Below are 2,949 nucleotides of genomic sequence, written 5' to 3' on the forward strand. Positions count from 1 at the left end.
TTCGTTGGCAGATGCGGCTCTATCTGAGCCCACTGCTTGTCGTTGAGCCAGAACAGTCCTTTGCGCATCGAAGTCCCCCGTGCCGAATCAACTTGGCACCAGGGAATCAGAACTCGCTAATTAGGTACAGACCCTAGTATGAGCTGGTGAAACTGTGGCTTTCCCCATGGCACCGAAAGCGGCCCCCGAGCTCCGAGGCGTCGGCACTGAGAACCCGGGCAGTTGCGGCTGACGCGCGAGAATGACGAGAAGCAACAGCGCGATCGGCAGCACGAAGATGTGGAAGAGCAGAAGCGGCGGCAATCGGCAAGCAGATTGCGCTTCGCGCCGATGTACGAGCATTAGAGTTTTGCAGGTCTCGCGGTCTGCCGCGCGACTTGGTCTGCCGCTGATAGCATGAGGTTTGATTGCTCTAGAGGGAACCATGCCGACGAATCGATTATACGCGATAGTGACGGGTTCAGCATCGGAGCTTGGAGCGGCCACCGCGCGCCTCTTGGCCAAAGATGGGGCGCTCATCGTGATCAACTATTCTAAGAGCCAGAAGGAAGCCGCGGCCGCTGTCGAAGTCTGCCGTAATGAGGGCGCTGCCGAGGTGGTGGTGGTGCAGGGCGACGTCTCTCGCGACGAAGATTGCAGGAAGATCGTCGCGGCTGCCGCGCCGTGGGGGCGGCTTGATGTACCCGGCACAACGAAACATGTGCCGCATCATGATCTCGGCAGGCTCTCGGCGGAGGATTTTCAGCGTATCTATGCGGTCAATGCGATCGGACCATACCAGATGATCCGGGCGGCGCGGTCGTTGCTAGCCCGCATTTCTCACAGTGTTGAGGCGCATCGGGGCGCGAATCAGCGAAAGTTCTTTTGCGAGAAGGACTTTTGTCTGATCCAAGGAGCGCCCCGATGCCGACAGAGTGTAGCGCACAACGATTTGATTTTGGAGTGGTGGAAGGCCGGGCTGTGGAGGCGGCCTTTGATGCTGGCCTGGTGACGTCGGATGCTGGAGCGCTGCTTCTGGGTGCCACGGATCGGGTGATTGATCTGGTGGGGCGCTTTGCCGATTGCTTTCCCGATCATCGCGCCCAGACTTGATCGAGCATACGGCCGCGACGTTGGTCGGACAGCGGGTCTTTGGCATCGCGCTTGGCTACGAAGATCTCAATGATCACGACCACCTGCGGCACGACCCTCTGACGGCGGTGCTGGCGGGCAAGCTTAAAGCCAGGCGCGAGGACTACGCACCGGTGGCGGGCAAGTCGACGCTGAACCGGCTGGAGCTGAGCCAAAGCACCAAGATCGCCTATGAGGCGGCGGCGATCAAGGCGCTGCCGGTGACGCTGTTCCTGGAGGCACACAGGCGAGCGCCGAAGCAGATCATTCTCGATCTCGACGCCACCGACGACCCGCTTCACGGGTATCAGGAGGGGCGCTTCTTCCACGGTTATTACGACTGCTATTGCTATCTGCCGCTGTTCGTGTTCTGCGGCCGGCATCTGCTGGCGGCCAAGCTGCGATCGCCCGATATCGACGCCAGTGCGGGCAGCGTCGCGGAGCTCGCGCGGATTGTCCGACAGATCCGCGCCCGCTGGCCGCTCACGCGCGTCGTGCTGCGGGGGGACTCGGGCTTTGCGCGCGAGGCGCTGATGGTGTGGTGCCAGGAGAACCGCGTCGACTATCTGTTCGGGCTCGCCCGCAACACACGCCTGGTCGCCATGATCGCAGACGAGCTTGCCACGGCCCGCGCTGCGGCCGAGAAGACCGGCCGCCCGGCGCGCCGCTTCAAGGACTTCCAGTGGAGCACGCTCGACCGCCGTGTCGTTGCCAAGGCGGAGTGGACGCAAGGGGAGGCTAATCCGCGCTTCGTCGTCACCTCGCTCGAGCGCAGCGAGGCGGGCGCGCGGCAGCTCTATAAGGATATCCACTGCGCCCGCGGCGACATGGAGAACCGTATCAAGGAGTGCCAGCTCGATCTCTACGCCGACCGTACCTCCGCGGCGACCATGCGCGCCAACCAACTGCGGCTGTGGTTCGCCTCGATGGCCTATGTGCTGATCTGTGCGTAGCGGCGCATCGGCCTTGCCGAAACTACCTTTGCAGACGCCACCTGCGGCTCCATCCGTCTCAAGCTCCTGAAGATCGGCGCACTGGTGCGCATCAGCGTCCGCCGCATCAGGATCGCCATGGCCTCGGCCTGCCCAGCCGCCCAGCCGTGGGGACACGCGGCTCGTTGCCTGGCCGAAGCTGCCAAGGCTCGCGCCTCGCCGGCCTGACACGCGAAGCTGCGACGCGCCCAATCGGCGGCATCCACCATAGCCCACCGGAGACACTCAAAACCAAATCCCCAGTCGCGCCTTCAGCGCCACGGCTCCTCGTCGCCTTCGCCAGATCCTCCTATCACCGTCCCAGAGCAATTGGTCATGTGAGGAATACGGGCTAGACGCGGCGCTAGGGTGAGCGGACAGCCGTCCGCCCTGGTGAACGTCTCCTCGATCGCAGGCATCAATGGCGACGGCTCATCGGTGGCGTAACCAGCGAGCAAGGTGCACTGAACGCTATGACACTGCAGCTGGCGCGTGCGCTCGCGCCTTCCATTCGTGTCAATACCGTTTGCCCCGGCTACATCGATACGCACTGGTTCGCCAAGGGCCGTGGCGAAGCGGGCGCCCGGCAGATCCGTGATTCCGTGCTGGCGCGTGTACCGCTTAAGATCGCTTCGACCGCTGAGTGTGTGGCGTAGCTTGTCTGTTTCCTGGCAAGCCAGGCATCGGGCAACATGAGCGGCGAATGCGTGCGCACGGACGCTGGCTTGCATCTAGGGTCTGTACCTGATTAGCGAGTTCTGATTCCCTGGTGCCAAGTTGATTCGGCACGGGGGACTTCGATGCGCAAAGGACTGTTCTGGCTCAACGACAAGCAGTGGGCTCAGATAGAGCCGCATCTGCCAACGAA

At 62.7% G+C, this 2,949-nt stretch carries 3 pseudogenes; all 3 read left to right on the forward strand.

Annotation, left to right across the window (positions count from 1 at the left end):
• Positions 1-424: 424 nt before the first annotated feature.
• Positions 425-808: pseudogene (locus tag IVB27_RS34745) on the forward strand (SDR family NAD(P)-dependent oxidoreductase); the annotation flags it as partial.
• Between the two features lie 95 nt (positions 809-903).
• Positions 904-2,270 (forward strand): annotated as a pseudogene (locus IVB27_RS34750) (IS1380 family transposase).
• A 171-nt stretch (positions 2,271-2,441) separates the two neighbouring features.
• Positions 2,442-2,833 (forward strand): annotated as a pseudogene (locus IVB27_RS34755) (SDR family NAD(P)-dependent oxidoreductase); the annotation flags it as partial.
• Positions 2,834-2,949 lie beyond the last annotated feature (116 nt).

This window comes from Bradyrhizobium sp. 197, assembly GCF_023073375.1.
GTDB lineage: Bacteria > Pseudomonadota > Alphaproteobacteria > Rhizobiales > Xanthobacteraceae > Bradyrhizobium.